Annotated in this window: 20 protein-coding genes and 7 pseudogenes; 10 read left to right on the top strand and 17 right to left on the bottom strand. The window is 66.8% G+C overall.

Annotated features, from left to right (window positions below; translation table 11 throughout):
• The 3 genes from NITAL_RS27960 to NITAL_RS27165 form a co-directional block, all read right to left on the bottom strand.
• The coding region (locus tag NITAL_RS27960) for a site-specific integrase (protein ID WP_052665887.1) at window positions 1–355 on the bottom strand (355 nt) is incomplete at its 3' end.
• Window positions 356–434: 79 nt separating this feature from the next.
• Entirely contained in the window at window positions 435–698 is a 264-nt protein-coding gene (locus tag NITAL_RS08865; RefSeq protein WP_052665885.1) for a MerR family transcriptional regulator, read from the bottom strand.
• 548 nt (window positions 699–1,246) lie between these two features.
• Window positions 1,247–1,417: a hypothetical protein gene (locus NITAL_RS27165; RefSeq protein ID WP_157041730.1), complete on the bottom strand. Its 171-nt coding sequence runs from the start codon at window positions 1,415–1,417 to the stop codon at window positions 1,247–1,249.
• A gap of 81 nt (window positions 1,418–1,498) precedes the next feature.
• Here NITAL_RS27165 and NITAL_RS08860 point away from each other — a divergent pair.
• The 4 genes and pseudogenes from NITAL_RS08860 to NITAL_RS29565 form a co-directional block, all read left to right on the top strand.
• Window positions 1,499–1,792 (top strand): annotated as a pseudogene (locus NITAL_RS08860) (transposase); the annotation flags it as partial.
• Between the two features lie 54 nt (window positions 1,793–1,846).
• Window positions 1,847–2,143 carry a transposase gene (locus NITAL_RS29570; RefSeq protein ID WP_083441375.1) on the top strand — a complete coding sequence of 99 codons (297 nt, stop codon included), beginning with the start codon at window positions 1,847–1,849 and terminating at the stop codon, window positions 2,141–2,143.
• A gap of 13 nt (window positions 2,144–2,156) precedes the next feature.
• Entirely contained in the window at window positions 2,157–2,615 is a 459-nt protein-coding gene (locus NITAL_RS27160) for an IS3 family transposase (RefSeq protein WP_169786794.1), read from the top strand.
• A pseudogene (locus tag NITAL_RS29565) lies at window positions 2,612–2,704 on the top strand (hypothetical protein); the annotation flags it as partial. The gene NITAL_RS27160 and the pseudogene NITAL_RS29565, both read left to right, overlap by 4 nt.
• Window positions 2,705–2,923: 219 nt before the next feature.
• On the opposite strand, the gene NITAL_RS08850 reads toward NITAL_RS29565, so the two are convergent.
• The 8 genes and pseudogenes from NITAL_RS08850 to NITAL_RS29555 form a co-directional block, all read right to left on the bottom strand.
• On the bottom strand, window positions 2,924–3,880 hold the full coding sequence (locus tag NITAL_RS08850) for an alpha/beta hydrolase (protein WP_052665878.1): 957 nt from the start codon (window positions 3,878–3,880) through the stop codon (window positions 2,924–2,926).
• The gene (locus NITAL_RS08845; protein ID WP_169786793.1) at window positions 3,877–4,542 is read right to left on the bottom strand and encodes a TetR/AcrR family transcriptional regulator; all 666 of its coding nucleotides are present in this window, start codon (window positions 4,540–4,542) and stop codon (window positions 3,877–3,879) included. The genes NITAL_RS08850 and NITAL_RS08845 overlap by 4 nt, the downstream gene beginning before the upstream one ends.
• Window positions 4,543–4,640: 98 nt before the next feature.
• Complete coding sequence (locus NITAL_RS08840; protein ID WP_052665873.1) at window positions 4,641–6,047, bottom strand: site-specific integrase; 1,407 nt, start codon at window positions 6,045–6,047, stop codon at window positions 4,641–4,643.
• The gene (locus tag NITAL_RS08835; RefSeq protein WP_052665870.1) at window positions 6,047–6,310 is read right to left on the bottom strand and encodes a hypothetical protein; all 264 of its coding nucleotides are present in this window, start codon (window positions 6,308–6,310) and stop codon (window positions 6,047–6,049) included. The genes NITAL_RS08840 and NITAL_RS08835 overlap by 1 nt, the downstream gene beginning before the upstream one ends.
• Window positions 6,311–7,022: 712 nt before the next feature.
• Window positions 7,023–8,291, bottom strand: a complete 1,269-nt coding sequence (locus tag NITAL_RS08830; protein WP_052665868.1) for an ISL3 family transposase — start codon at window positions 8,289–8,291, stop codon at window positions 7,023–7,025.
• A 263-nt stretch (window positions 8,292–8,554) separates the two neighbouring features.
• Complete coding sequence (locus NITAL_RS27150; protein WP_157041728.1) at window positions 8,555–8,779, bottom strand: IS3 family transposase; 225 nt, start codon at window positions 8,777–8,779, stop codon at window positions 8,555–8,557.
• Between the two features lie 80 nt (window positions 8,780–8,859).
• Window positions 8,860–9,477, bottom strand: a pseudogene (locus NITAL_RS29560) (IS3 family transposase); the annotation flags it as partial.
• Window positions 9,474–9,719 carry a transposase gene (locus tag NITAL_RS29555; protein ID WP_169786792.1) on the bottom strand — a complete coding sequence of 82 codons (246 nt, stop codon included), beginning with the start codon at window positions 9,717–9,719 and terminating at the stop codon, window positions 9,474–9,476. The gene NITAL_RS29555 and the pseudogene NITAL_RS29560, both read right to left, overlap by 4 nt.
• A 689-nt stretch (window positions 9,720–10,408) precedes the next feature.
• Here NITAL_RS29555 and NITAL_RS29180 point away from each other — a divergent pair.
• The 5 genes and pseudogenes from NITAL_RS29180 to NITAL_RS29545 form a co-directional block, all read left to right on the top strand.
• Window positions 10,409–10,693, top strand: a pseudogene (locus NITAL_RS29180) (transposase); the annotation flags it as partial.
• Window positions 10,677–10,877 carry a transposase gene (locus NITAL_RS29175; protein ID WP_052665860.1) on the top strand — a complete coding sequence of 67 codons (201 nt, stop codon included), beginning with the start codon at window positions 10,677–10,679 and terminating at the stop codon, window positions 10,875–10,877. The pseudogene NITAL_RS29180 and the gene NITAL_RS29175, both read left to right, overlap by 17 nt.
• Window positions 10,878–10,969: 92 nt before the next feature.
• Window positions 10,970–11,194 (top strand): annotated as a pseudogene (locus NITAL_RS29550) (transposase family protein); the annotation flags it as partial.
• A gap of 296 nt (window positions 11,195–11,490) precedes the next feature.
• Window positions 11,491–12,006 (top strand): annotated as a pseudogene (locus NITAL_RS08795) (ISL3 family transposase); the annotation flags it as partial.
• 38 nt (window positions 12,007–12,044) lie between these two features.
• Window positions 12,045–12,128: pseudogene (locus NITAL_RS29545) on the top strand (hypothetical protein); the annotation flags it as partial.
• A 468-nt stretch (window positions 12,129–12,596) separates the two neighbouring features.
• Here NITAL_RS29545 and NITAL_RS08790 read toward each other — a convergent pair.
• The 6 genes from NITAL_RS08790 to NITAL_RS08765 form a co-directional block, all read right to left on the bottom strand.
• Complete coding sequence (locus tag NITAL_RS08790; RefSeq protein ID WP_052669540.1) at window positions 12,597–13,397, bottom strand: ABC transporter ATP-binding protein; 801 nt, start codon at window positions 13,395–13,397, stop codon at window positions 12,597–12,599.
• Window positions 13,398–13,442: 45 nt separating this feature from the next.
• Window positions 13,443–14,225, bottom strand: coding sequence for an ABC transporter ATP-binding protein (locus NITAL_RS08785; protein WP_052665853.1), 783 nt, complete (start codon window positions 14,223–14,225; stop codon window positions 13,443–13,445).
• Window positions 14,226–14,280: 55 nt separating this feature from the next.
• Window positions 14,281–15,588, bottom strand: a complete 1,308-nt coding sequence (locus NITAL_RS08780; protein ID WP_169786791.1) for an ABC transporter substrate-binding protein — start codon at window positions 15,586–15,588, stop codon at window positions 14,281–14,283.
• 63 nt (window positions 15,589–15,651) lie between these two features.
• Window positions 15,652–16,818 carry a branched-chain amino acid ABC transporter permease gene (locus NITAL_RS08775; protein ID WP_083441370.1) on the bottom strand — a complete coding sequence of 389 codons (1,167 nt, stop codon included), beginning with the start codon at window positions 16,816–16,818 and terminating at the stop codon, window positions 15,652–15,654.
• A complete protein-coding gene (locus NITAL_RS08770; protein ID WP_052665848.1) occupies window positions 16,818–17,708 on the bottom strand; it encodes a branched-chain amino acid ABC transporter permease in 891 nt (296 codons plus the stop codon). The genes NITAL_RS08775 and NITAL_RS08770 overlap by 1 nt, the downstream gene beginning before the upstream one ends.
• Window positions 17,705–19,603 (bottom strand): AMP-dependent synthetase/ligase, encoded by a 1,899-nt coding sequence (locus NITAL_RS08765; RefSeq protein WP_211262290.1) that lies wholly within the window; start codon window positions 19,601–19,603, stop codon window positions 17,705–17,707. Before NITAL_RS08765 ends, NITAL_RS08770 begins: the two co-directional genes overlap by 4 nt.
• An 80-nt stretch (window positions 19,604–19,683) precedes the next feature.
• On the opposite strand from NITAL_RS08765, the gene NITAL_RS08760 reads away from it, so the two are divergent.
• Window positions 19,684–20,136, top strand: coding sequence for a nuclear transport factor 2 family protein (locus tag NITAL_RS08760; RefSeq protein WP_052665843.1), 453 nt, complete (start codon window positions 19,684–19,686; stop codon window positions 20,134–20,136).
• Window positions 20,137–20,633 lie beyond the last annotated feature (497 nt).

Here is a 20,633-nt window from a genome sequence, read left to right as displayed (position 1 = left end):
GCGCGAACGCCCAGCGGCGCTTGCGCCACTTGGGCGGCAGGGTCTTGCGTCGCGACTTGTGGACCGGCTCGCGGATCTCGATGCGCCAGGAGCCGTCCGGACCCTGCTGGAAGCAGTCGTCGCGGCGCAGCGCGAGGCACTCGCTGATCCGCAGGCCACCGAACGCGGGCAGGTAGATCAGCCCGGCGGTGCGATCGTCGAAGAGGCGGGCCGCGGTGGCGGCGAGCTCGGTGACCTTCTCGGCCGGGGGGATCTCCTCGGCGGGGATGGCCCGGGTCCCGCCCACGCCACCGCCGGCGTCATAGCTCTGGGCCAGCGGCAGCTGGTCGACGATGCGGCCGTCGGTGGGGCGCATGTACCCACGCCGAGACCGAAGTCGTAGGCCCCCTCACGGGTGAGGGCGTCACGGACGAGGTTCGGGACGGGTGCGCTCATCAGCTGGCCCGCCGGCGCGGCCTGCGGGTGGCGGCCACGAGCTCGTCGACCGACATGGCCACGACCGGGTCCGGTGCCGGTTCGAGCGGTGGCGGAGCGGTGAGGTCCTCGAGCAGCTCGTGAGCCAGCCAGTACTTGGCACCACCCGGGTCGCGCCGCGAGCTGCGCAGCCGCCCGGTGCGCTCCCAGCGGTGGACGGTGCTCAGGTCCTCCCCGTACAGCGACGCGACATCAGCGGCTCGCCACACCTCCACGGCTGCCACGTGCTGCCTCCGCGCGCCGGGTCCTGATCGCTCGTGGCGAGGCAGTCCCCGCGGACGGCGGGGAGGTGTGACGGTCGCTGTCCAAGGGCTTCGTCGGCGCGGTTCCCACGGCTGGCGGCAGCCGAGTTGTGTACTTCTTGTGTACTCGGAACACACCGGAACGAACGGTACTCAGGCGGAATGCAGAGAACCGCCCGTGCGGGGCGGTTCTCGAGGTGGTGGAGGTGATCGGATTTGAACCGACGGCCCCTTCGTTGCGAATCAAGGGGCCAAGAAGATCGGCCAGCAGGACGTAGACGGGCGATTCAGGCCTATACGAGCGAGAATCCGGGGCTGGCACCTCGATCTCAGGCCATCCGCCAGACAGGCAGGGAGAGGCCGGCGGAGGTGTAGGGAGGCAGGCAGAGGCAGCGCCGTGCGTACTTCTGCACACTTTTCGCCGAATGACCATCGAGCGCTCCCGGGGTCTTTCGGACCGTAGCGCGGCTCCGCCACCGCAAGGTGGACAGGTTCCGCCGGATGTGGACATGAGGGGCTGCCCCGGCTTCTCATGACAGATCGGTGAGGTCGTCCCACCGCTCGACGAGTTCGACCGTGGTGAGGCTGCCGCCGAGCAGTTCGGGGAACACCACCAGGACCGTGTCGACGCCAGTCGCGGAGTAGGTGCGGATGCCCTGGTCCCCGACCGCGTGGGCCTCGGTCCCCAGTTGCTGGCACATCGTCCAGTCGTCGGCGACCAGTTCGTCTGATCCACCCTGGGTCTGATGGAGGCTCCTAACCTTGGTTTCCAAGGAGGAGTCATGTCCACGATCGGGAGTTCAGGCAAGCCGCAGTCACGCCGCTACACGCCGGCGGAGAAGGAGCAGGCCGTCCGGATGGTGCAGGCGCTGCGGGCCGAGCTCGGCACCAGGCAGGGCACGGTCCGGCGGGTCGCTGACCAGCTCGGCTACGGGGTCGAGTCGGTGCGGGGGTGGGTCAAGCAGGCCGAGATCGACGGTGGCAGCGCACCCGGAATGACGACCGCGGAGCAGGCAAGGATCAAGCAGCTCGAGCAGGAGAACCGTGAGCTGCGTCGCGCCAACGCGATCCTGAAGTCGTCAGTGGACCTCCCCCCAGCGGCCGGACACCCTGGATGACAGGATGTCCGCATGGGACACGACAACGAGAGACGACAACCACGACCGCGCCGGAGGTTCTCCGAGGAGTTCAAGCGTGACGCGGTCGACCTGGTGCTGACCACCGGCAGGCCGATCGCGGAGGTCGCGGCTGAGCTGGGATCTACGACTCCACGCTGGGGAACTGGGTCCGCCGCCACCAGGACGAACAAGCGTCGGGCAGCGGCCTCGCGCCGGACGAGCGGGCCAGGCTCAAGAAGCTCGAGGCGGAGAACGCCAAGCTGCGGGTGGAGCGTGATCTGCTCAAACGAACCGTGGCCTTCTGGGTGAAGGAGTCGCCGCAGTGACGCGCTATCGCTGCGTGGCCGCCCGGAAGGCCGAGGGGTTCAACGTCACCGATGCCTGCGAGGCGGCCGGGGTGTCGCGCTCGGCGTTCTACGCCTGGCACGAGCGGCCCGTGGGGCCGACCGTGGCCGAGTGGGACGAGGCGCACCTGATCGACCAGATCGTCGACATCCACCGTGCGTCGTCGGGCACCTACGGCGAGCCGCGCATCACCGCGGAGCTGGCCGACCAGGGGTGGGTGGTCAACCGCAAACGCACCGCCCGGCTGATGCGTCAGCAGGGCCTGCAGGGCCATCGTCCGCGCCGACGTCGGTCGCTGACCAAGGCGGATCGGGACGCGCCGCCGATCGCGGATCTGGTAGGCCGCCAGTTCCAACCGTCGCTGCTCGACACGGTCTGGGCCGGCGACATCACCTACGTCCCCACCGGGCAGGGTGGCTGTACCTGGCGACCGTGATCGATCTGGCATCCCGGCGGCTCATCGGCTGGTCGATGGGTGCCCGCCACGACGCGCACCTGGTCGTGGACGCGCTCGACATGGCCGTCGCTGCCCGCGGCCGCAGCACGATGGACGGCACGATCTTCCACCACGACCGCAGATCGAGGAGGTCCAACGCGCGTTGGCTCCCCTCTGGCGGCTGCCGACGGGTTGAGCGACACGGCAGACCGAGTCCCGGTCGCGGATCGAGACCCACGACCGGGTGGAGATCACGGGCACGACCTGGACGAGTCCACGGACCCACCCCGCTTCGAGCCGTGAGATACCTAGAGCGTGGTGATGACGCGTACTCGGTCGGCGACGACTCGTCGGGAGAGCGAGCCATTCGGGTTCAACCAATCGTGCACGTGCGGGCCGCCGGGGTGGACGTGCAGCTCACAGGAGACGCCAGCGCGGAGCAACTGCTGCGCGTACGCGATCGATTCGTCGCGGAAGATGTCGAGCTCGGCGACCTCGACGTAGCTGGGCGCCAGTCCCCTGAAGTCGCTCAGACGGGCCGGGGCCGCCAGGGGCGAGACGTCAGGCCCACCGAGGTCGTCCCCGAGCAGGGCCGTCCAGCCGGTGTAGTTGTTGTCGTACGTCCAGGTGGCTGTGGGAGCCATCAGCGGGTCCGGTGTCGTGTTGCGATCGTCCAGCATCGGGTAGATCAGGATCTGCTTGGACAGGTGGACGCCGTTGTCGCGGGCGAGGATCGCGGCGCCGGCGCCGACGCCGCCACCGCCGCTGTCGCCCATGAGCGCGATGCGCCCGGGGTCGACGCCGAGCTCGACGGCGTGGTCGACCATCCACTGCACAGCCGCGAAGGCGTCCTGGGCGGGGATGGTGCCGGGGAACTCGGGCGCGAGTCGGTACCCGACCGCGAGGAACGGCACGCCAGTGAGCTGGACGTAGTGGCGCACGAGACCGTCGTGGGTGTCGAGCGTGCCGCAGATCATGCCGCCCCCGTGGATGTAGACGACCGCGGGGCCGGTGAGCGGGTCCTTGCGGGTGTACCAGCGCAGCTCGATGTCGGCGCCGTCGTGTGCTGTGGCCGTGAAGGACGTGACCGAGACGTCCGGTGCGTCGGGCAACGCGCTGTAGGTCAGAAGCAGTATCTGGTCCATGATGGCGCGCAGGGTGAACGCGTCGCCGCGCTCGGGCATCACGAGGCCCGACGCCGCGGCAGCCTCTGCCTGGGCCATCAGGACCGCGGCGATCTCGGGGTCCATGGTCATCTGCGTCATCTGCGATCCTCCGGAGAGTTGGTGAGTCGGACGTCTTCCTGCTCCGCGAGGACGTCAACCTGGACCGTCGGTGCAGAGGTGTTCGTGCTGGCGAACCACGTGGGCAGCGTCTGCGCGATGTGCTCGGCGAGTTCTTGAGGGCTGCACGGCTGGGGGTCACGAAGCCACTCCGCCATGACGGCCATCAGCCCGCCGATGATGAAGCGCGCTGCGCGCCGACTGTCGACACCGTCGGGCCGGTCGGCGATGGCCTCGATGGAACGCTGTGTCTGCGCGATGAGCACCTCGCGCAGCTCGTCATGCGCGGCCGAGATGTCGTTCGCGCCGATCAGCGGCGCGTACAGATGACGGTGGCCCAGGATGTGGGCGAAGAACGCGGCGTAGGTCATGCGCGCCACGCTGACGCCGGAGGCGGCGTCGTCACGCCGCATCTCCGTGTCACGAACGCCCAGCTGGTCCAGGGCGGACCGCACCGCGGCGACCCCGACCTCATCGATGGACGTGAAGTGGCCATAGAAGGCGCTCCGGCTGACACCGGCCTCGCGGACCAGCGACGCAACGGTTGGGGGCTCCCCGCCGAGCGCCAGCTGTCGCTCGTACTCGGCCAGCAGCAACGCGCGAGTCCGCTGCGCCCGCGGATCACTGAGATCGCCGGTGCGCATGAACGCCGTCGGAGGAAGCCCTGTCAAACCCATGAGCGGGACCATACACGCTAACGGACACCTGTGCAATAGGTGCCGCCGGGCGAGGGATCACGTTGCTACTTCGCTCTTGGATCGCCTGCGGCTCGTGATGCGGCCGCGGCGCGGCCGAACAGGTCGGGGCGTACGCGGACGTACATCTCCCAGACCTGGACGCCAGAGCGGTGGCCGAGGAACTTGGCCACGTCGGGGTCGAGACCGAGGGTGTTCAGCTGATAGGTCGCGGCAATGTGGCGAAGCGAGTGGATGGGCCAGAGCCAGCGACGTTCGGTCTGTCTGCCGGCTGGTGCGGGCCCCGCGGACGGGTCCCACCAGTCCTCGCGTTCGGGCCAGTCGGGCGTGGCGGCCACGAGCTTCTCCCAGGTGCGTTCACGCCAGTTGCTGTAGGGGTACAAGCCGCGACCGATGCGGGTGACCGTCCCATCGGGACCTCGGACGGGACGGCCTGGCGAGGCGAACAGCAGCGCGCCTGGGTCGGTGTCGGCCAGCAGCCGGTCAAGGTCGTCGGTGAGCCAGTCGGGCGCGAACGCCCAGCGGCGCTTGCGCCACTTGGGCGGCAGGGTCTTGCGTCGCGACTTGTGGACCGGCTCGCGGATCTCGATGCGCCAGGAGCCGTCCGGACCCTGCCGGAAGCGGTCGTCGCGGCGCAGCGCGAGACACTCGCTGATCCGCAGGCCACCGAAGGCGAGCAGGTAGATGAGCCCGGCGGTGCGATCGTCGAAGAGGCGGGCCGCGGTGACGGCCAGTTCGATGACCTTCTCGGTCGGGGGGATCTCTTCGGCGGGGATGGCTCGGGTCCCGCCGACGCCGCCGCTGGCGTCGTAGCTCTGGGCCAGCGGGAGCTGGTCGACGATGCGCCCGTCTGTGGGGCGCATGTACCGGTTGGTCAGGGCCCACTTGAGGATCTGGATCAGCAGGCCGTGGACCTCGGTGTAGGTCCGGTAGGCGCGCCGCTGCCGGATGTGTTCGAGGGCCTGGTTGCAGTGGTCGGCCGTGATGGCACCGATGGGCAGGTCGGCGAGCCGTTGCGGCGGACCGCCTGGTTGCCAGGCCACGGTGATGCGATCGGCGAGCAGCCAGTTGCGTAGGAGGCTTCGGACCTTGTCGGGGTACTGCTCACCCCACCGTGGGTGGGGAGAGTCGAGCCACCGCTGGGCGACCTGCCCGAAAGGCACATCGGTGTGGTACTCGACGAACGTGCCGCCGGCGCGCTGCTGCATCTGCTCGAAGGTCGCCTGCGTCAGACCGAACGCCTCGCCGAGGTCACGGGCGTAGGCCTGGCGGCGTCGGGCCTTCGGCTTGCCGGGGACCACCGGTTGGACCCGGTAGTCGACCCGGTAGCTGGCCGACCCACCGGCACCGGAGGGTTCGGTCGGGGCACGCAGGACCACACCGAGACCGAAGTCGTACGCCCTGTCACGCACGAGGACGTCACGGACGAGGTTGGGGACCGCGTCGGCACCCATCAGCTCGCCCGCCGGCGCGGCTTGCGTGTGGCGGCCACGAGCTCGTCGACCGACATCGACACGACCGGGTCCGGTACCGCTTCGAGCGGTGGCGGAGCGGTGAGGTCCTCGAGCACCTCGTGGGCGAGCCAGCACTTGGCACCACCCGGGTCACGCCGCGAGCTACGCAGCCGCCCGGAGCGTTCCCAACGGTGGACGGTGCTCAGGTCCACCCCGTACAGCGACGCGACGTCCCCCGCTCGCCACACCTCCACGGCTGCCACGTGCTGCCTCCGCGCGCCGGGTCCTGATCGCTCGTGGCGAGGCAGTCCCCGCGGACGGCGGGGAGGTGTGACGGGTGCTGTCCAAGGGCCTCGTCGGCGCGGTTCCCACGACTGGCGGCGGCCGAGTTTGTGTACTTCTTGTGTACTTCGAACACGCTGGAACGAAAGGTACTCCCCGGAAATGCAGAGAACCGCCCCGTACGGGGCGGTTCTCGTGGTGGAGGTGATCGGATTTGAACCGACGGCCCCTTCGTTGCGAAGCAAGGCCTCGCTTCGTAGGAGTCCGGTCGGCAAGACCCCAAGAACCCCGCCCGTACACGCGTTATCCGGCCGAAAGGGTCCATCCGCCGAGAAGACGTCCAGCAGGCACCAAGGGGCGGGTGGAGGCCGAACCGGGTGGTGGTAAGGACCCGATTGTGTACTTCTGAGTACCTGTTGCGCCTGCAACTTGTACCTCCTGTCCGCCCTTACTCTCAGGATTCCACCGGGCGGGGCAACGTTCTGGTGTCCATCTGGCGGCCTGTGGAAGGCGGCGTCGCATGGTCGATCAGGTCCACCGTGCGGATGACATCGACGCCCAGCAGCGGCCACGACCGCCGATGTGCGCGTCACGTCGAGACTCCGTCCACAGCATCGAGGGTGTCGCTAGCCACCCAGAGCCGTGACTGTGTGCGGGTCTACCGATTTGCGGCCCTACTGCCGTTCCCGTGGGTCATCGTGCGGTCTTCTGGTGGGGTAGGTCGGGGCGGTAGCCGCCGAGCGAGAGCAGCGCGAGGGCGACGAGCGCTTCGGGGGATCTGAACCCGAACGCGATCCGGGTGAGCACGCGGATCTTGGTGTTGGTCGACTCGATCAGCCCCTGGGAGAGACCGTGGTCGAGTGCGGCGTCGATCTCGGCCCGGTTCTTGACGATGCGTCGTTGGAGTTGCACGAACGAGGGGATGCGGCAGCGCCGCGCCCAGGAGATCCACCGGTCGAGCGCCTCCTTGCCGGCCTCACCCTTGAGCTTGAACGCGACCCTCAGGCCCTCCTTGAGCAGGTAGGCGCGATGCAGTCTCGGGTGAGACTTGGCGACCCAGGCGAGCTTGGTCTGCTGCCGCTCGGTGAGGTTCTCGGGGTTCTTCCACAGCGCATAACGCGCTCCCTTGAGCATCTTGGCGGTCCCCGTCGCTCGCGGTGCCCGCCGCTGGGTGACCGCACCTCGGGCATCGTTCCAGACCTGACGGCGGACCTCGTCAAGCGCGTCGGTGGCCCAGGAGACGACGTGGAACGGATCGGCGCACAGCACCGCCTGCGGGCAGCGGCGGCGCACGACCCGACCGATCCATTCGGCCGAATCCGCCGACACGTGGGTGATCTGGCGGCACCGCTGGTCGCCGAGCTGGTCGAAGAACCCGCCCAGTGCAGCGCTGTCGCGGCCCGGCGCGGCCCACACCAGCCGTCCGGTGTCGTGGTCGACCACGACCATCAGGTAGCGGTGTCCACGCTTGTAGGAGATCTCGTCGATCCCGATCCGCTTGAGGCCCGCGAGCCGGTCGACCTGGGCATCGATGTCGGCCACGACCCGGGTGATGATGTTGCCCACGGTCCGCCAGCCGATCCGTAGCAGCCGGGTGACCGCGGTCTTGGAGCACTGGGTCGCCAGCCACCCGACCGTGTCCTCGAACGCGGCCGTGTGCCGGGCGCCGTGCCGGGCCCACGGCACCGCCGCGACCGCCACCCCATGCCTGGGGCACGTCACCCGCGGTGCGTCGGCCTCGAGGAACACCTGCACCGTCCCGAGGTCCAGCCCGCGCCATCGTCGGCGACCGTCACCGTGGTCGAACCGTGGCGAGCGGCGACCACACCGGCCGCAACGTCGCGCCGCCCGCGACTTGGGCCGCACGTGCGCGACGACCACCTGCTCGGCCTCGTCGAACTCGACCTCTTCGAGCACGGCCCTGTCGCACAATCCGAGCAGCCTGCGCCATACCCTGAACACGCGCCGTCTCCGTGTTGCTGGTTGCTGGTCCTCAACACCCAGAAACCTACGCCGGAGACGGCGCACTACATCGATCTCCGCCGTTCACGCCCCACGGGAACGACAGGAGAGCCCGATTTGCGAAGCGGCCCATAACGGGCGCCAAGCAGCGGCGTGGGACCTGCTGGACCGGGCGTCCTGAGCTGAGGGACCCGGCTCCGGCGCCGGGTTCTGGCACCGGCGACGAACCCCCGGCTGAAGCGCGGTTGGTTCTGTAGAGGGCGTCAACTGTGGATCCTGGCCAGCGGGGCTGGCGTGTGGTGAGGGTAGTGGTCGGTCTCGATCTCGGTGGGGGTGCGGTGGTCGAGCTCGCCGTGGAGGCGGGCGTTGTTGAACCAGTCGATGTACTCGGCGAGCGCGAACTCGAACGTCGACAGGCGTGACCAAGGGCCGCGGGTCGGGTTGCGGACGAGTTCGGTCTTGACCAGGCCGATGGTCGATTCGGCCATCGCGTTGATGATGACTGAGTGTCGTAGGAGTCGCCCACGCTGCCGATCGAGGGGACGATCCCCGCTGTGGCCAGCTCCTCGCCGTAACGCAGGGCGACGTACTGGCCGCCGGCGTCGCTGTGGTGGATCAGCCCGTCGAGGTCGACGTGCCGCCGCTCCCACAGTGCCGGGCGCAGCGCCGCGAGCGGCAGTTCGGTCCGCAGGTGGTTGGCTACGGCCCACCCCACGATCTTGCGGGAGAACACGTCGGCGATGACCGCGGCGTACACGAACCGGCCCGTGGTCAGCCGCACGTAGGTCAGGTCAGCGACCCAGCGCCGGTCGGGACCGTCGGCGGTGAAGACACGGTCCAGCAGGTCCGGCGGGCGCACAGCGTGGCGTCCGCAGTGGTGGTTCGTGGCTTCTGCCAGCCCCGGACCACGCCAGCGAGGCCCTCGCGTCGCATCAAGCCGCACGGTGCACTCCGCGACCCGAAACCCTTCTCGGGTGAGCTGGGCGTGGACCTTGCGGTAGCCGTAGACGCGGTAGTTGGCCTCGAACACCCGGCGGACCTGGCCGGCGAGGTGGTCGTCCCGCAGCGCCCGTTCGGAGGGCGGACGACGACGGTGGGCGTAGCAGGTCGAGACGTTCCACCCGAGCACGGCACAGATCGGTGTGACCCCGAACTGCTCGCGGTGGTCGTCGATGAAGCGGGTCATCGTCGCTGCGGACGGTCGAGTTCCCGCGCGAAGAAACTCGAAGCAGCCTTCAAGATCTCCTTGTCACGCTCGAGGTCCGCGACCTGGCGGCGCAGCCGCCGGTTCTCGGCCTCCAGATCGACCGTCTCAGGCTGCTCCACGCGCCGGCGTTCGCGCTTGACCCAGTTGCGCAGCGTCTCGGGGTTGATGTCCAGCCGAGCAGCCACACGCGCGATCGCCCCGTGCTGGCCGTCCTCGGCCACGAGCCGGACCGCACGGTCACGCAGCTCATCGGGTACTTCCTCGGTGCGGGCATGATGGTCTCCTTCCCAACCATCCTGCCCTCTACGAGACCCGCCGCGCTTCAACCACGATGAGCTGGTCGCCGTGCCTCGTGACGTCCAGCCGTACCTCCGCGGTGGGGTCATCGACCGGCATCGGGTTCACGACCGGCGCACCCACACCGGCACCTGGCGATCGCTGGCCGCGCCCCACGGCTGGTGTGGCACAAGCGTCTGCTGACGTGCGTCGACGGCTGCGGGACCTTCATCGAGAGGACCGCGTCGATCGCGCCCCGCGCGGTCTGGAGCCGAGCCGCAGCGCGGTCGGCCGTGGCGATGTCGGAGGCCAACGCGCCCATCGACACGATCCGCAAGAGCTTCGGAGTCGGGTGGGACACCGTGGTGGGCGCCGTCACGGCGGCCGCAGACCAGCTCGCCGCGGAGCGTCCCACGCGGGTGGGGAGCGACGAGACCGTGATGGTCACCGGGCGGCTCACCAAGCGCCGCCGGCAGTTCCTGACCGCGCTGGTGTGCCTAGACACCTCGCTGGTGGTCGCCGTCGCCCAAGGACGTGATCGGGCGTCTGCCGCCGAGCTGCTGGCCGAGCACGCGCCTGACGCGACCATGGTGGCCTGTGACCTGTTTCCAAGGTTAAGACCGCCGCTGACACCCTCGCGGACGCGGTCGTGGTCGCTGACGTGTTCCACCTGGTCAAGCCGGCGCTGCAAGCGATGGATGAAGTCCGCCGACACCGCCAGCAGCAGATCCACGGCCACCGGGGCCACGAGAACGACCCGCGGTTCAAGCTCCGTCGGGTCCTGCGCGTCGGCCAGGAACGCCTCGACGAGGTGACCATCTCCAAGATCTTCGCCCGGCTGCGCAACGCCGACACCGACGACGACGTCGGCTCGGTGGGTCGCGGTCGGCATGCTCCGACGCATGTACGCCGCGCCTGACCGCGACACCGCCCACCGCCGCCTGGTCGCGTTCCACGAGTGGCTGGTCCCCATCGACCTGACCGAGGTCACCCGCTTGGCCCGCACCATGGACACCCGGCAAGACCAGGTCCTGGCGTTCTTCGACACCCGCGCCTCCAACGGCCCGACCGAATCCGGCGCTTCGGAAATGAGCGGGGTGTAGGGGTTGTAGGTGCAGCACAGGGGTCCTGCGAGGCTGTGGGTGTCTAGGACCACATCTCGAACAGGACCCCTGTGGAGACCGATGCTACGCGCATGTGCCAGTTGCTGGTGGGACTGCCTGCGGTGACCGTCCGCGGGGTCGCTGACCCCAGCCCCGCGGTGCCGCTGGTGGTAGAGATCGAGACCGAACTCGAGGCCCCGGTCCGCTGCGCCAGGTGCGACGGACGAGCCACGGTCAAGGACCGCGACCCGGTGCTGCTGGTGGACCTGCCGGCCTTCGGACGCCCGACCAGGCTGCGGTGGATCAAGCGACGATGGCGCTGCCCCGACCCGCTCTGCACGGTCGGTAGCTGGACCGAGGTCGCGCCGAAGATCGGTTCGTCGCGTCTGGTGATGACCGCGCGGGCGGGCCGGTGGGCGACCTGGCAGGTCGGCAAGCATGGCCGCACCGTCGCCGAGGTCGCCGCCGATCTGCAGTGCGACTGGCACACGGTCAACGACGCGGTGATGGACTACGGCCGCGTGCTGGTCGATGACCCCGGCCGCATCGGTGACGTCACGGCGCTCGGGCTCGATGAGACCCTGTTCACCAGACCGGCAGGTGGCGGACCAAGCAGTGGTCGACCTCGATCGTGGACGTTGCCGCCGGCCGGCTGCTCGATGTCGTCGAAGGCCGCGATGCGCTGCCTGCGGTGCGTTGGCTGGCGAACCGTGACCCGGCATGGCGCGCCCAGGTCCGGTTCGCGACGTTGGACATGTCCGGGCCGTACCGCAAGGTGTTCGACACGATGCTGCCCGATGCGGTCCAGGTCGCCGATCCGTTCCACCTGGTCAAGCTCGCGGGCGAGAAGCTCGATGAGGTCCGCCGCCGGGTCCAGAACGAGACCCTCGGCCACCGCGGCCGCAAGCACGATCCGCTCTACCGAGCCCGACGGCTACTCGTGCTCGCCCACGAACGGCTCGATGAACGCGCGACCAGCAAGCTCACCGGCCTGCTACGCGCCGGCGACCCCCGCGGAGAGGTCACCACCGCCTGGCACGCCAAGGAAGCCGTCAGATCGCTGTACGCCCACCGCGACCCGCAGCTCGCGCTCGAGTGGGTCGACCAGCTCTCCGAGGACCTCCGCGACCGCGACTGCCCTCCGAGGTCCGCCAGCTCGGCCGCACCATGCACCGATGGCGGACCCAGATCGCCGCCTGGCACCACGCCCAAGTCACGAACGGGCCAACCGAGACCATCAACGGCCTCGCGAAACGGATCAAGCGCATCGCGTTCGGGATGACCAACTTCGTCCACTGGCGCATCCGCGTGCTGCTCTACGCCGGCCGCCCGAACTGGTCACGCCTCGCCCTCGTGGCCCTCCCGTGACCCCGCTGAAATCCGAAGCGCCCCGAATCCACGCATGTGAGGATCAAGAACGTCCGTCGGGCAGCCCACGGCCTCCGGAACACCGACAACTACCGGGCGCGCATCCTGCGCCACACCGCACAGCCGCGTCGGGTTCCGGCCACCACGAGGATCAGGCCACTACAGCTTCGCCACCGCGGCGTGACCCACCTCATGGGGAAGCGGACCATCATCCCACCGGTGCGGCTTCGAGGTACACACTGAAACGACCCGGCCGTACGCCACCCGCAAGCTCGCGCGCCCCAAAGTTGAACGAGCGATCGAACCCGCACAAGTGTCGTATGCCCCTCTGCGCGAGGACTTGCGTGCACGTCAGTGTCCGACGCCGAGATAGGCCTCGCGGACTTCAGGATGTTGCTGGACGTCCTCAGGCGAGCCCGTGGTGACCACACGTCCAAAGTCGAGGACCATCACACGATCGGCGAGGTCCATGACCAGACCCATGTCATGTTCTACCAGAATCATCGGAACCTGCAGCTCCTCGCGTACGACGAGAAGGAAACGGGCCATGTCTTCGGTTTCCTCACGGTTCATTCCGGCCACGGGCTCATCGAGAAGGAGTAGGTCCGGCTCCGCCGCGAGCGCACGCCCCAGCTCGACACGCTTCTGCACACCGTAGGGCAACAGGCCTGCAGGCGTGTCACGGAACGCCTCGATCTCGAGCAGATCGACGATGTCCTCGACCTTCGCTCGATGGCGAACCTCCTCCTCACGGACCCTCCTTCCGAAGGCCAACGACGCCCACGTCCCGTACGTGACGTGTCGTTCTCGTCCGACCAAGAGGTTCTCGATAAGCGTCAAGTGCTCGAACAGTTCGATGTTCTGAAACATCCTCGCCAAACCACGACGAGCGATCTGATGGCTTGGAAGCCCGACCAACGGTTGCCGTTTGAACTCGATAGCTCCGGCCTGCGGTCGATAGAGGCCAGAGATCACGTTGAGCAGCGAGGTCTTTCCTGCGCCGTTCGGACCGATGACCGCGAAGAGTTCGTTGTTCCGAACTTCGAGCTCGACCCCGTCGAGTGCCCGGATGCCAGCGAAGTTCAGCGTCACCCCCCGAACCGCCAGGATAACGTCCAGGTCAGGATCGACCTGACGTTCAGCGATACTCATCATGTTTGCCATCCTTCACGCCAAGCGTGACTCCCCATTCAACGCTCACGACAACCACCGCTTCCGGCGCTTGTACTGTTTCAAGTCCCTGAAGGATCCGTCGTTCCCGCTCCGCTGGCCCAGGTAGAACTCCTGGATGTCGTCGTCCGCAAGTAGCTCAGCGGCTGGCTTGTCCATAACGATCGCCCCGTTCTCGAGCACGTAGCCGTGCGATGCGATCGAAAGGGCCATCATCGCGTTCTGTTCGACCAGCAGCACCGACGTCCCGTGGCGATTGATCTCTCGGATGATCTCCATAACCTGCTCGACGATGAGTGGCGCCAGGCCGAGGCTCGGTTCATCAAGCAGGAGGTAGGTGGGGCGCGACATCAACGCACGTGCGATGGCCAGCATCTGTTGCTCGCCACCGGACAGGTACCCCGCGGTCGCTTGCCGACGATCCTTCAACGCAGGGAAGAACGACAAAACCTCTTCCATGCGTGCTGGCACGTCCACCGCATCGGTGTACGCACCAGCACGCAGGTTCTCTTCGACCGTGAACTCGGCGAAGACTCGCCGGCCTTCGAGCACTTGCGTGAGGCCGGAACGCACGATGCGAGCCGGCGACGCCGCCAGGAGGCTCTCGTCACCGAGCCGGATATCGCCTTTGGTGACCTCCGCGTCGTGCATCCGGAGGAGACCCGAAATCGCCCGAAGCACGGTCGTCTTACCCGCACCGTTCGCGCCGAGCAACGCCACGATCTGCTGCTCGGGGAGCTCCAAGCTGACACCCCGGAGGGCGAGCACTACGTCGTTGTAGACGACCTCGAGGTTGCTGATCGACAGCACGGCGATTCCGTTCGACGGTTGGTAGGCTCCGAGAATCCGGTCAGGTTGCCGGGAATCAGAAGCAAGGCTCCTCGAAGGAGTACGCCGCGGCGCTCGGTCCGACGAAGAACTCCTCCTCCACCGCGAGACCGAACGGTGCATCGCGGTCGACGCGCCTGATCAACGTCGCTCGCGTCGCGCCCTCGTTCGGCGACTGAGCGGCAAAGTTGCCGGCATCATCGGGCAGCATGCCTTCGTAATCGACCGACTCCAGTTCGGTGATGGCCGCTGCCACTCCACCGCGCGTCAGATCACCGCGCGCCACAGCCACCTGAAGCGTCTCGAGCAAGGGGTACTGGAACGACCAGCCTGCGACGTACCCATCGTTCGGGGTCACGTCGCCGACCGCCTCGTACAGCGCGTCATGGCCGGGAGTGGATGTTCCGAAGGGCGCCAGGTACCCCGACTGCAGGTACTGCTCCTCCAGTACCTCCAGCAGCGGCGATTCCAGGTTCCCACTATCCCAGGTCGGCCAAGCTCCTACGAACAGCCCATCGAAGCCTCGCGAGGTAGTTTCACCGATGATCTCGAGGGCGTCACCGGGGGCTACGAAGAGGATGACGGCGTCGAGTTCTTCTCGCAGCATGGCGCTGACGGCTCCTCCCTGGTTGTCCGGTCCAGGCTCGGTCGGGATGTCAGAGATGTGACCTTCGCGGAACTCAGCGGCAGCGCGAGCTCCCCCAGCGCCGTCGTCACCGTAGTCACCCGCATAGTGGAGGACGCCGATGCGGGCTTCCTCGCCGAGACGATCAAGGAGGTAATCGTAATTGTTCATCGCCTCGAAACAGTAGTTCGATGCCGACGGCAGGATCTGCTCGCTGAACCAGTTCGCCGACGTCCAACTTAGCGGTGCCGCGACGACCCCGTCTGCAACCAACTCCTCCATGATCGCCGCCGTCGTCGGAGACCCGAGCGTCTGGGCGATGGCGAGTACCTCGTCGCGCATCTCGAGGTAGGCATTGAAGTGCAATTCGGGATTGTACTGGTTGTCGCGCAGGAACGTCTCCACGTCGACATCATACCCTTGAATGATGTCTTCATCGTTCACTCGCTCCCAGAACGCAACGATGGCATCCGTAGCGGGGACCGCGAGACTGGCGAACGGTCCGACTGTCATGTCAGAGATCTGTCCCAGATAGATGCACCCCTTGCCCGAGTCCTCCCTCCCTACACAAGGTTCCTGGGTTACCCCCACGTCGGTCGCCACCTCACTGCCACCACCGTTCGCGCTGGCTTCGGCGGACGGATCCTCCTCGGCTGCAGAACAACTTGCCAGCAGCAGAGCCGCCACGGGCAGCGCGACGGTACGTCGATAGTTCTTCATCTGATACTCCTCGATTGTTCGAGTCCAGTTCATCAGCGGACCGTGGGATGCTGTCAGTGACGTTCAGTAGGTGAATGGCCAGGATCGCCAGTACGTCCTCACGCGGGACCAGATTCCGTGGACCCCGTTCGGCTCAACCAGCAGGAAGGCGATGATCAGCGCTCCGTACAAGGCGCCTTCGAGGATCAGCGAGCCTGACGTGCCCAGGCTTCGAGCCAGGCCCGCGGGCAAGAGACTGATGATGACTTGCGAGATCCTCGACAGCGAGATGATCAGGACAGCCCCCACGACGCTTCCCGAGATGGTTCCGAGCCCACCGATGAAGATCATCGCGATGTACTGGATCGACAGGAGCAAGGAGAACGACCCCGGTTCGACGTACCCGTACGCCGCGTACAGGAGCGCCCCCGCCGTCCCTGCGTACACCGACGACAGCGCGAACGCTGCGGATTTCTGCCGGCGAAGGTCGATACCGATCATCGATGCAGCGATATCGTGATCTCGGATCGACATGAACCGCCGACCGGTCGCCGACCGAGCGACGTTCTTTGCGGTAACCATGGCCACGAGCAGACAGAACAGCATGAAGAGGTAGATGACCGTCTCACGCGGGAGCCGCAGACCGAACAGGTCCTGTGCGGCCCCGAGATCGAACCCGAAGAATTCGAGTCGCGGCATGCGACGACCTACCCCTGTGCCCCCGGTTATCTGCGCTGCGTGAAGGAAGAAGTGACGCCCCAGCATCACTAGTGCCAGCGTCGCCACGGCGAGGTACAACCCCCGCAGCCTGGTAGCGATCGGGCTGACGACGTAGCCAGCGATGCCAGCGACGGCGCCGGAGGCCGGTAGCCAGATCACCATCGGGAGGCCGAGGCCGATCTGTACGCCACTGGTCGCGCCACCGAGCACGGCAGCGGTGTAGGCACCCAGACCGAGGAAGAACGCGTGGCCGAGCGACACCTGGCCCGCGTACCCGGTCAGGAGGTTGAGACCGAGAGCGCCGACCGCTGCGGCGAAGCCCACGGCGATCAGGAAGGTCCAACTCGAGGGCAGGATGACCGGTGCGAGGAGGACGAGAACACCCACGGCGACCATGCCACGCTGCTTCGCAGGTGTGTTGAGCATGGCGATGGCGTGGCGGTAGCTGAGGTGGAGCCGAGGGCGCGAAGGGACGCGCCGTCGGCGCGACAGCGCCTGCTCGGGCGAGTAGATCGCCCAGTTCTTCGTCATCAGACCCTCTCGATCCGCGTCGTGCCGAACAGGCCGTAGGGACGTAGCATCAAGACGATCAGCAAGAGCAGATAGCCCGACACGACCGCGAAGTTGTCACCGAGCCACGCCATGTAGCTGCTTTGGTAGCTACCGAAGAACGCTTCGACGAGGCCGACGGCAAGACCCCCGATGAAGGCGCCCTTGATCGAATCGAGCCCCCCGATGATCATCGCCGGGATGGCTTTGAGGGCCACGAGCCACGTCTGCTGATCGAGTCCAGAGCCGCTGCCCAGCAGCACCCCCGCGATCGCGGCAAGCCCGCCAGCTAACCCCCACGACAGAGCGAAAACAAGCGACGCCGACATACCCTGTGCCATGGCGGCTTCGCGATCGAACGCGACCGCACGCATCGCCAACCCGATCCGCGCATAGCGGAAGAACGCGGCTAGAACGACCATCACCAGCAGCCCGATGCTGAACATGGCGATGGACCGCTGCTGCACGATCACGCCACCGACGCTGATCGTGTCGAAACCCCACGGGTTTGGGATCGATCTGCGCTGGGTTCCGATCGTCTGGTTCACCACCACGCGTAGAACGATGTCGACGCCGAGCGTCATAACGACCATGACGAAGGGCGAGCGACGCAGGAGTGGACGTTGCGTCCCTCGATCGATGAGCATCGCAAGCGCTCCGGCCAGCAATGCGGCGATCACCAGTGCAAGGCCGAACGGTAGCCCGTACAAACGTGTCGCGTAGTAGGCGACCATGCCACCAACTATCATCAGGCTCGGTTGGGCGAAGCTGATGACGTGCGTGGACTTGTAGATGATCACCAGGCCGGTGGCGATCAGACCGTACGTCGCCCCGTTTCCGAGGCCCGTAACGGCGGCTTGAATAGCGTTCACGCGCTGACCCCTGAGCGGTCGCCGTACATCTCCTCTATTTCCCTAGAGAACATCTCGGCGATCGCTGATCTCCTCACCTTCTGGGTGGCGGTTAGCTCGCCATCATCGTGGTCGAGCTCCTTCGGGATCAGCTTGAATTTGCGGATGTTCTCGACGCGCGCGAACCGACCGTTCGTCGCTTGGACCTCGCGCTCTATGAGGTCTCGAACTTGCGGCTTCTCGGTCAAGTCACGGTACGTCGTGTACGGCAGGTTCTTACGAGACGCCCAGTCACCAACTGTTTCAAGTTCGATTCCGATGAGTGCCGTCAGGAACTTCCTTCCGTCACCGATGACCACCGCCTCCCGGATGTACTGCGACGCCTTCAAACTGTTCTCGATCTCAGCGGGTGAGATGTTCTTTCCACCCGAAGTGATGATGATGTCCTTGATGCGGCCCGTGATCTTCAGGTGCGTGTCGTGGACCCATTCGCCGACGTCGCCAGTCTTCAGCCATCCATCATCGGTGAACGTCGACATGGTGGCCTCCTCGTCTCTCCAGTACCCGACGAAGTTCCCGCCGTGTCGGGTGAGCACCTCGCCCGTCATTGGGTTCAAGGACACCTCTATGCCGTCGTACGGCTCGCCCACGGTGCCGATCCGGATGTGTCCAGGCCGGTTCCTGGTGGCCGTCGCCGTGTTTTCGGTCATGCCGTAAACCTCATAGATCGGCACACCGATACCCATTAGGTACTTCAGGACCTCGGGTGCGATCGGCGCGGAACCGCTCAGGGCGAAGCGGCATCGCGCCATCCCGATGCGCTCCTTGAGGGCTCGGTAGACGAAGAGCCACCCGATCAGGTAGACCAGCCGTGTACCCCACGTGTGGGAACCACCGCGTTCGCAGAGTCGTTCCGCGAGCTGTTGGGACACTCGCTCCCAGAAGCGATATGTCATCCGTTTGAACGGGGTGGCGTTGGCGATCGAGATCTCTATCCCTGCGACCACCTTCTCCCAGATCCGCGGCACGCCCAAGAACACGGTCGGTTGAACATCTCGGAGATCCGTCTGGATCGTCTCGATCGACTCCGCGAAGTTGACGACACATCCGGTGGCCAGGTTGGTCCACTCGGTGAGGATCCGCTCAGCGCCGTGGCAGAGGGGTAGGTAGGAGATCAGGACGTCGTTGGCATCAATCTTGGGTGTAACCAGCCCTGCACGTTCGATGTGTGCCTCTATGGCGAACTCCGCGTTCGCGACCGAGATCATGGCGCCTTTTGGAGGCCCGGTCGTGCCAGAGGTGTAGATGAGCGCCAACACGTCGTCGGGCGTCGCGTCTGCCATGTGCCGTTCGACGGTGCCCGGTTCGCGCTCGCGCTCTCGTTGCCCGAGTACCACAAGTTCGGACCATGACATCAGGCGAGGGTCGCGGTAGGAACGCAGACCTCGCGGTTCCACGTACACGATCGTCTTGAGTTCAGACAGTCGGTCGGCCACCGCAAGTGCCTTGTCGGCTTGCTCCTGGTCCTCGACGATCACGATGCTCGCTTGGGAGTGGCCAAGGATGTGCTCGACCTCGACGCTCGGGTTGGTCGGGTAGAGACCCACGGTGATCCCCCGGAGTGCGACCGTGGCCAGATCGGCGTACAACCACTCGGGACGGTTCTCAGAGTGGACGGCCACACGATCGCCGGGCCCGATGCCCAGCGCAGCAAGGGCGCATGACACGTCTTGCGCCCGATCCCAGTACTGATGCCACGTGGTCTCTTCCCACACGCCGAAACGCTTGTAGCGGAATGCGACGGCATCAGGTCGCTGCTCGGCATGACCCCGCAACCGCGTGGCGAGCGTCCGCGCGCCGGCCGGCGACGCCGCAACCGGCCCGTGCGTGACGGAACGTGACACGTCAGCGTTCAACCCTCATCGCTCCCGTCGCTTCGACCTCCGAGTCACCCGTGCGATCGACGCGGAGTCTGATGTAATATATAGTAGGGAGTATGAAGGTCGCCGTCAACCAGGAGCGCACGATGAACAGTGATGGAACCGAAGGGCCCCCATCCCTCATGAGCGACGAAGAGGTCTTCGCGGCGACGCGCAGATGCATCGACGCGTGGCACACGCTCGATGTCGCCACCACGCTCGCGAGCTACACCGAAGACGTCGTCTACCGCGACCCCAAGACGCGGGGTTTCATCGTCGGCCACGATCAGCTAGGTCGTTACCTAGATGTGTTCTTCCGTGTCTGGGACATGCGGTTCCACATTATCGATGAGCGGCGCCTCGCTGGCCAGAACGGACAACTCTGCATGTGGGACGTCGAGGCCACACACCGCAGAACCGGGCGCTCGACAACAATCAGCGGCATGGATCTGTGCCTGGTCGAGGACGGCCGACTCTCCCGGGACGAGGCGTTCATGGACACGCTCCCGCTTGAGACCCTCAAGGGCTGAGCGGGCACGTCCATGACTCTGCGTGCACGGTGGGTGCCCCGAGGCGGGGGTGGACGCCCAGGTCGTACCGAGGCTGTTGACGACTGAAATCGGATCGGCACGGCCGTCACACGCTGGACGTGCTGCGGATGTGAGACACCTGCGCCGGGACGCTGTCTTCTGGCGCGGTCGCCTGTGCGGTTCAAGCCCGCCGGAATCATCGCCTGCGCCATGGCCCGACGGGCCACCGAGATCGCGTTCGCGATGGTCCGCGACCAGATCCCCTACGACCCCCACGCTGGAGCCACTGACCCGCCTTCACAACCCCGCGCGGGCGTGACATCCTCGAAGCGGGAGGCCGGACCAGACGTCGCAATAGCTGTGGCGGACCGCCCAGCGGTCACGCCGATCACTAGCTTGGCGCCCGGCCTCCACCCATGTCCGGAGCCCGAACAAGGCCAGCTGACCCACCCACTGGGCGAGGCCGCAAGCCAGCCGGCGCTCTGTTCAGGGGATCA

Origin of the sequence: Nitriliruptor alkaliphilus DSM 45188 (assembly GCF_000969705.1) — a bacterium.
Classification (GTDB): domain Bacteria; phylum Actinomycetota; class Nitriliruptoria; order Nitriliruptorales; family Nitriliruptoraceae; genus Nitriliruptor; species Nitriliruptor alkaliphilus.
The sequence above is the reverse complement of the archived record's forward strand: the minus strand, read 5'-3'. Positions and strand labels throughout refer to the sequence as shown.

What these genes read in the sequence shown, in the direction of transcription:
- NITAL_RS08840 (WP_052665873.1), bottom strand. Translation starts at nt 6,047, where the DNA reads ATGGGTGCCGACGCGGTCCCCAACCTCGTCCGTGACGTCCTCGTGCGT.
- NITAL_RS08775 (WP_083441370.1), bottom strand. Translation starts at nt 16,818, where the DNA reads ATGACGAAGAACTGGGCGATCTACTCGCCCGAGCAGGCGCTGTCGCGC.
- NITAL_RS08790 (WP_052669540.1), bottom strand. Translation starts at nt 13,397, where the DNA reads ATGAGTATCGCTGAACGTCAGGTCGATCCTGACCTGGACGTTATCCTG.
- NITAL_RS29570 (WP_083441375.1), top strand. Translation starts at nt 1,847, where the DNA reads ATGGGACACGACAACGAGAGACGACAACCACGACCGCGCCGGAGGTTC.
- NITAL_RS08780 (WP_169786791.1), bottom strand. Translation starts at nt 15,588, where the DNA reads ATGAAGAACTATCGACGTACCGTCGCGCTGCCCGTGGCGGCTCTGCTG.
- NITAL_RS08760 (WP_052665843.1), top strand. Translation starts at nt 19,684, where the DNA reads ATGAAGGTCGCCGTCAACCAGGAGCGCACGATGAACAGTGATGGAACC.
- NITAL_RS27150 (WP_157041728.1), bottom strand. Translation starts at nt 8,779, where the DNA reads ATGGCCGAATCGACCATCGGCCTGGTCAAGACCGAACTCGTCCGCAAC.
- NITAL_RS08845 (WP_169786793.1), bottom strand. Translation starts at nt 4,542, where the DNA reads ATGCGCACCGGCGATCTCAGTGATCCGCGGGCGCAGCGGACTCGCGCG.
- NITAL_RS08850 (WP_052665878.1), bottom strand. Translation starts at nt 3,880, where the DNA reads ATGACGCAGATGACCATGGACCCCGAGATCGCCGCGGTCCTGATGGCC.
- NITAL_RS27165 (WP_157041730.1), bottom strand. Translation starts at nt 1,417, where the DNA reads ATGTGCCAGCAACTGGGGACCGAGGCCCACGCGGTCGGGGACCAGGGC.
- NITAL_RS29175 (WP_052665860.1), top strand. Translation starts at nt 10,677, where the DNA reads ATGTACGCCGCGCCTGACCGCGACACCGCCCACCGCCGCCTGGTCGCG.